Genomic DNA, 6,501 nt, shown 5'->3' with positions numbered 1-6,501 from the left:
GAGACAGTTCGGTCCCTATCTGCCGTGGGCGTTTGAGAATTGAGAGGGGTTGCTCCTAGTACGAGAGGACCGGAGTGAACGAACCGCTGGTGTTCGGGTTGTCATGCCAATGGCATTGCCCGGTAGCTACGTTCGGAACTGATAAGCGCTGAAAGCATCTAAGCGCGAAGCAGGCCTCGAGATGAGTTCTCACTAGACTTTTAAAGTCTCTGAAGGGCCGTTGAAGACTACAACGTTGATAGGCAAGATGTGGAAGTGGTGTGAGCCATTAAGCTAACTTGTACTAATTACCCGTGAGGCTTAACCATACAACGCCAAACGCGTTTTATGTGATAGTTTAAGCAAGAAGTTAATAGACTAAAGTAGATTACTGAAGACATTTTATTATCAGAAATTCCAAATTTTAGTTAGTGCGTAGCGATACGGATTAACAACCAAATTTGCTTGGTGACAATAGCGTTTTGGACCCACCTGACCCCATGCCGAACTCAGCAGTGAAACGAAACAGCGCCGATGATAGTGTAGCATTTGCTATGTGAAAGTAGGACATTACCAGGCTCCAAATAAGAGAAACCCGTTACAGCGATGTAACGGGTTTTTTGTTGTCTGCAGGAAAGTGAAACCCCAAAACCAAGAGCCCATGCCGAACTCAGTAGTGGCCGCTCTTGCGCATCCTATGCTCCATGGCATTCGTATTTCTATACATCAAACAAAACAGCGCGAAGGCGAGCCCCGCACAAGGCCGCCCCGACACAATAATAGTATCCCATTTGCTATGTGGCTCTCTAGCGCTGTGGGCACTACGACATTCTACTGCGTTGTCGCTACGAAGTAGCGCACCGACTCCAAATACAAGCAAGCCCGACTCAAAAGAGCCGGGCTTTTTTGCATCTGGAATAAAGTGAAAATACGGGTTCGAGGTATAAGGGTAAATGTGAGCCTAAGGTTTAACGATGATCCTTAGCACTTTCTTATTTCACGTGCTGGATTGCCGGCAACCACGGTATTTGATGCAATGCTCTTAGTTACCACTGAACCCGCGCCCACAACAGCGTTTTCGCCAATGGTAACGCCAGCTAACACAATAACTCCCGCGCCAATCCATACGTTATTACCTATGGAGATTGGTGCTGCAAAGTTCTCTTTATTGAGCCGCTTTATGGGGTTCACAGCATGCGAAACTGTTAATAGTTGAACGTTCGGGCCAATTAAACAATCACTGCCAATGGTAATTGCACCCTCACTAATGGGGGCATCCAACACAGTGCAGTTAATGTTTATAAAAGTACGATCACCAATTTGTATTTGACTACCATAGTCACAATGAAAGCCCGCTTCAATAATTACTCCATCACCACAGTGTGAGCATAATTCTTTTATTCGCTTTAAATTACCTTTACTGGGGCTTTTATTAAATAAGCGGCAAATTTCGTGCACAGTTTTACGCTGCGCTAGATTCTCTTTACTAATACTATTAAATGACTGCATATCAATTTTGTTTAACTTAAATAATGGTGCCTAGCTTAACCTACTTTAAGCATGATGATAATTTGAATAAAACTGCTTTATTTTTATGCATTCACTTGCCATTTATTATGTTTCGTTTAAAATCCCCTAACTTTCGAAACGAAACTTAATAGCAGTTACTTAATGACCAAACGAAACACCCAGCAACGCCGTCATCTGATCCTTAGCCAAGTAAATGAGCTTGGTGAAGTGGCCGTTGAGACTCTTGCTGAACAGTTTCAAACATCAGAAGTAACCATTCGAAAAGACTTAACCGCGCTTGAGAAAAGTGGCTTGTTGCTGCGCCGTTATGGTGGGGCTATTGCGCTACCAAAAGAGATAGTAAGCGATGAGATCGATTCTAAGCGCAAAGTAGCGATTGCTAAGGCAGCAGCGGCGCTTATAAAAGATCATAACCGCATTATTATTGACAGCGGCCGCACTACTGCAGCGATGATCCCTGAGTTAGCTACCAAGCAGGGGTTAGTTGTTATGACTAACGCAATTAAAGTGGCAACACGTTTATTAGCACTTGAAAACGAGCCAACCCTTTTGATGACAGGTGGCACGTGGGATCCGCATTCAGAATCGTTTCAAGGGCAAGTAGCTGAAAATGTTCTATGCTCATATGATTTTGATCAGCTATTTATAGGTGCCGATGGCATTGATGTAGCGCGTGGAACAACCACGTTTAATGAGCTTGTTGGATTAAGCCAAGTGATGGCTAAAGCGGCGCGCGAAGTTATTGTGCTGGTTGAGTCAGAAAAGATTGGCCGAAAAATACCAAATTTAGAATTACCGTGGCAAACAGTAACCACATTAATAACCGACAGTGGCTTAGCAAGTGATAAGCGTGCAGCCATAGAGGCGTGTGGTGTAAAACTAATTTGCGCAGAGATTATGGAATAGCAACTACATCGTGAGTTGCTAGAATTAAAAAATTAATGGAGACACTATGTGTGGAATCGTTGGGGCTGTTGCAGAACGTCCAGTAAATAAAATCTTAGTTGAAGGCCTTAAGCGTCTTGAGTACCGTGGTTATGACTCAGCAGGTGTAGCTTTACTTGAAGGCAATACTCTTAATACAGTTAAAGCAGTAGGTAAGGTTGTAAACTTAGAGTCAGCACTTGAACAAGCTGGTGTTAGCGGTCACACAGGTATTGCACACACTCGTTGGGCAACTCATGGCGGTGTAACTGAAGCCAATGCTCACCCACATGTTTCAAGCAATCAATTAGCGCTTGTACATAATGGTATCATTGAAAACCACGCAAGCTTGCGTGCAGCACTTAAAGGCGACGGTTACGAGTTTTTATCAGACACCGACACTGAAGTCATGGTGCATTTAATTCATCAGTTACGTCAGCAGCACACGACTTTATTAGCGTCAGTTCAAGCAGCTGTTAAACAGTTTGAAGGCGCATTTGGTACCGTTGTGTTTGATAAAGCGAATGATAACGAAATTATTGTAGCGCGCTCAGGCAGCCCGTTAGTTATTGGTTTAGGCCTTGGTGAAAACTTTATTGCTTCTGATCAACTTGCATTATTACCGGTAACTCGCAGCTTTATCTTCTTAGAAGAAGGTGATGTAGCGCGTATTACTCGCGACACCGTAGAAATTTTTGATGCAGATAGCAACGCGGTTGAGCGTGAAGTTGTTGAATCAAACATCACACAAGATGCATCAGGCAAAGGTGATTACCGTCACTATATGCTAAAAGAAATTTATGAGCAGCCACTTGCAGTACGTAACACCCTTGAAGGACGTTTAAACGACGATCGCGTAGCGATTGATGCCTTTGGCGACAGTGCACAGCAAATATTTAAAGACGTAAAACACGTACAAATTATTGCCTGTGGAACGTCATACCACTCTGGTATGGTTGCTCGTTACTGGCTTGAGCAATTTGCAGGTGTTAGTTGTAACGTAGAAATTGCCTCTGAGTTCCGTTACCGTCAATCGTTTGTACACGAAAATAGTCTGCTAGTAACGATTTCACAGTCAGGTGAAACGGCTGATACTTTAGCTGCACTGCGTTTAGCTAAAGAGCAAGGCTATATGGGGTCAATGACTATTTGTAACGTACCAGGCTCATCGCTTGTACGAGAATCAGACCTTGCCTTTATGACCAAAGCTGGTGCTGAAATTGGCGTTGCATCTACTAAAGCATTTACTACGCAGCTTGTTGGTTTGTTAATGCTTACTGCGTCTATTGCGCAAGAAAAAGGCTTAGATCAAAGCACGATTGTTAACGCTATTAAATTGCTTCCAGCTAAATTAGAGGAAACGCTATTGTTGGCTGATGGTATTGCAGACCTTGCAGAAGAGTTTGCTGATAAGCACCACTCACTGTTTTTAGGTCGCGGATCGCAATACCCAATCGCAATGGAAGGCGCGCTTAAGCTTAAAGAGATTTCATACATCCACGCTGAAGCATACGCAGCCGGTGAGCTTAAACATGGCCCATTAGCGCTAATTGATGCCGACATGCCAATTATTGTTGTAGCACCAAACAACGAATTGCTTGAAAAGCTTAAATCAAACGTAGAAGAAGTACGTGCTCGCGGCGGCATCATTTATGTATTCGCTGATAAAGACTCACACTTTGAGTCAGACGACACAATGCGTGTAATCAACGTAAACCACGTAGATGACGTAATTGCCCCTGTTGTATATACAATTCCACTACAGTTGCTGTCGTACTATGTAGCGGTCATTAAAGGCACAGATGTTGACCAACCACGTAACTTAGCAAAATCGGTTACTGTTGAGTAAAATCAAAATGTTATAATTTTTTGGTTGAATGTGAAAGGCGCTTTATGCGCCTTTTTAGTCTACGCGATTACCTAAATCATAGGCAAAGTAGCCATAGGCAATTATTAGCATCAAACCTAAAAATGATATGTGCATTACACGAGCTAAAATTAAATCTATAGGCCGAGCGTGTCGTAAAATCGCTTCGTCATTAACAACCGTCGCCTTTGCGGGTTTTTGCCGCCTTATTACTTTGCCATACATGCTCACTCTTATACCCAGCCCTTTATCCCAAAGTGGCTCATGTATCCCTTCTTCGCGCATTTTTTTCTCAATGTGTTTCCTTGAAATACGAGTGAAGCATAAGGTTGAAATGAGATAGCTAATTACTATCGGCAGAGATATAAATAAAAATATCTTTTCAGGTATCACATACATAGTTTAATGCTAGCCCCTCTCAAAATTAGTGTTGAGAACTAGCTCCGAAAAATCTTAGCTCTATGCTAAAGTCATGAGATAGCAGGTTTGATTTATCTTTTTATAAAAAGATAAATCAAACTGAGTCATGGTATTCCCAGTGTCTAAATTCAATTCACTTGAGTAGTGAAAATAACATATTCAAATTATTAAAATCAAAAATATAAAGTTTCCTTATGAAAGCCTTAAACTGTGATTAGTAATTATTAAGAAAGCTATTTTTGTACTACAAAACAGTTGGTGGCGAGCTAACTTTGCTCAACGGGGTAATTTAGCTGTGTGGGTACTAATCAAGGTAAATATTTAAAATCACTAACCCCTACTTAATACGTGCTAAATACGCTAAAATTACAGGCTACTTTTTTAGCAATAAGCCCGTAATAAATATGACCTCAGCCGCAAGCCCTAGCACGTTTACCGAACTTGGCCTTATCCCAGAGCTACTAGCTCGTTTAACCGAGCTGGAATATACCCAGCCTACGCCAATTCAAGCTAAGGCAATACCCAATGTATTAGCGGGCAGTGATCTTATTGCTGGTGCAAATACCGGCTCTGGTAAAACAGCGACCTTTGCATTACCGATATTGCAAAAAATATCACAAGGTGCACTCAAGCGAGATACCAAGGGTAACTATGTATCGGCGCTTATTTTGGTACCTACCCGTGAGCTTGCAACGCAAGTAGCTGATAATGTTAAATCGTATTCTGCTAACTTTAATGGCGCCATTAAAACGGTGGCGGTATTTGGTGGTGTGTCGGTTAATACCCAGATGCAGGCACTTCGCGGCGGAGCTGATATTATCGTAGCAACCCCAGGGCGTTTACTCGATTTAATCTCAAGCAACGCCATTAAGCTCGATAAAGTAAATACCTTAGTGCTTGATGAAGCTGATCGCATGTTAAGCCTTGGCTTTACCGAAGAGCTTGCAGAGCTGTTGGCGTTAATGCCAGCTAAAAAGCAAACCATGTTGTTTTCAGCTACTTTCCCAGAGCAAGTAACGCTTTTAACGCAAGAGCTTTTAAATAATCCGGTTGAAATACAAGTACAAAGTAAAGAAGAGAGCACGCTTGTACAGCGCGTATTTACAGTTAATAAAGGCGAAAAAACCACGGTTTTAGCGCATTTAATTAAGCAGCACAAATGGCGCCAAGCGCTGATTTTTGTCAACGCTAAAAAAGACTGTGAGCACTTAGCCAGCAAGCTTGAAAAACGTGGCGTGAATGCGCAAGTATTCCATGGCGATAAAGGCCAAAGCGAACGTACTCGCGTAATAGAAAAGTTTAAAAATGGCGAAATAGAAGTACTAATAGCCACGGATATTGCCGCCCGTGGTTTAGACATTGCCAAACTGCCAGTAGTGATTAACTTTAACTTACCGCGTAGCCCTGCTGATTACATGCACCGTATTGGCCGAAGCGGCCGTGCTGGTGAAGTAGGCCTAGCGTTATCGTTAATTGATTATGAAGACTTCCATCACTTTAGAGTTATTGAAAAGAAAAACAAACTTCGCTTAGAGCGCGAAGAGGTAGCCGGCTTTGCAGTAAATCAAGCAAACCTTGATGCGGCTGAGGCGCTAAAAAACGAAAAGCCAATGGCCAAGCCTGAAGGCACAGGTAAGAAAAAGAAGAAAAAATCCAACCAAGAAGATGACGTATGGAGCGGCTGGAGAAAAAGATAAGCCTTAATACATATAAGTTATTAAACCCGAATTATAAAAAAACCTGCAAATTTGCAGGGTTTTTTATTGGTATTAGCTTGTTTA

General features: G+C 42.3%; 5 protein-coding genes and 2 rRNA genes. 5 read left to right on the top strand and 2 right to left on the bottom strand.

Annotated features, from left to right (window positions below; all coding sequences use genetic code 11):
* Together BM380_RS15810 and rrf are read left to right on the top strand one after the other, a co-directional pair.
* Positions 1-308: ribosomal RNA gene (locus tag BM380_RS15810) — 23S ribosomal RNA — on the top strand; the annotation flags it as partial.
* A 135-nt stretch (positions 309-443) separates the two neighbouring features.
* Positions 444-558 (top strand): 5S ribosomal RNA (gene rrf / locus BM380_RS15805).
* A gap of 402 nt (positions 559-960) precedes the next feature.
* Here rrf and BM380_RS15800 read toward each other — a convergent pair.
* On the bottom strand, positions 961-1,488 hold the full coding sequence (locus BM380_RS15800; protein WP_090495155.1) for a sugar O-acetyltransferase: 528 nt from the start codon (positions 1,486-1,488) through the stop codon (positions 961-963).
* Positions 1,489-1,650: 162 nt separating this feature from the next.
* Here BM380_RS15800 and BM380_RS15795 point away from each other — a divergent pair, with 162 nt between their 5' ends.
* Positions 1,651-2,415: a DeoR/GlpR family DNA-binding transcription regulator gene (locus BM380_RS15795; protein WP_016898983.1), complete on the top strand. Its 765-nt coding sequence runs from the start codon at positions 1,651-1,653 to the stop codon at positions 2,413-2,415.
* A gap of 46 nt (positions 2,416-2,461) precedes the next feature.
* Positions 2,462-4,282 carry a glutamine--fructose-6-phosphate transaminase (isomerizing) gene (gene glmS / locus BM380_RS15790; RefSeq protein ID WP_090495154.1) on the top strand — a complete coding sequence of 607 codons (1,821 nt, stop codon included), beginning with the start codon at positions 2,462-2,464 and terminating at the stop codon, positions 4,280-4,282.
* A gap of 54 nt (positions 4,283-4,336) precedes the next feature.
* On the opposite strand, the gene BM380_RS15785 is transcribed toward glmS, so the two are convergent.
* Positions 4,337-4,699: a hypothetical protein gene (locus tag BM380_RS15785; RefSeq protein WP_139232433.1), complete on the bottom strand. Its 363-nt coding sequence runs from the start codon at positions 4,697-4,699 to the stop codon at positions 4,337-4,339.
* Positions 4,700-5,124: 425 nt separating this feature from the next.
* Between BM380_RS15785 and BM380_RS15780 the strand changes: the two genes are divergently transcribed.
* Positions 5,125-6,417, top strand: a complete 1,293-nt coding sequence (locus BM380_RS15780) for a DEAD/DEAH box helicase (protein ID WP_090495151.1) — start codon at positions 5,125-5,127, stop codon at positions 6,415-6,417.
* Positions 6,418-6,501: the final 84 nt, after the last annotated feature.

Origin of the sequence: Pseudoalteromonas sp. DSM 26666 (assembly GCF_900116475.1) — a bacterium.
In the GTDB taxonomy this organism is placed as follows: Bacteria; Pseudomonadota; Gammaproteobacteria; order Enterobacterales; family Alteromonadaceae; genus Pseudoalteromonas; species Pseudoalteromonas tetraodonis.
This window is presented reverse-complemented; position numbering and strand designations above follow the sequence as displayed.

Excerpts from the sequence above, each read along its gene's own strand:
- BM380_RS15800 (WP_090495155.1), bottom strand. The coding sequence starts at position 1,488 with ATGCAGTCATTTAATAGTATTAGTAAAGAGAATCTAGCGCAGCGTAAA.
- BM380_RS15795 (WP_016898983.1), top strand. The coding sequence starts at position 1,651 with ATGACCAAACGAAACACCCAGCAACGCCGTCATCTGATCCTTAGCCAA.
- glmS (WP_090495154.1), top strand. The coding sequence starts at position 2,462 with ATGTGTGGAATCGTTGGGGCTGTTGCAGAACGTCCAGTAAATAAAATC.
- BM380_RS15785 (WP_139232433.1), bottom strand. The coding sequence starts at position 4,699 with ATGTATGTGATACCTGAAAAGATATTTTTATTTATATCTCTGCCGATA.
- BM380_RS15780 (WP_090495151.1), top strand. The coding sequence starts at position 5,125 with ATGACCTCAGCCGCAAGCCCTAGCACGTTTACCGAACTTGGCCTTATC.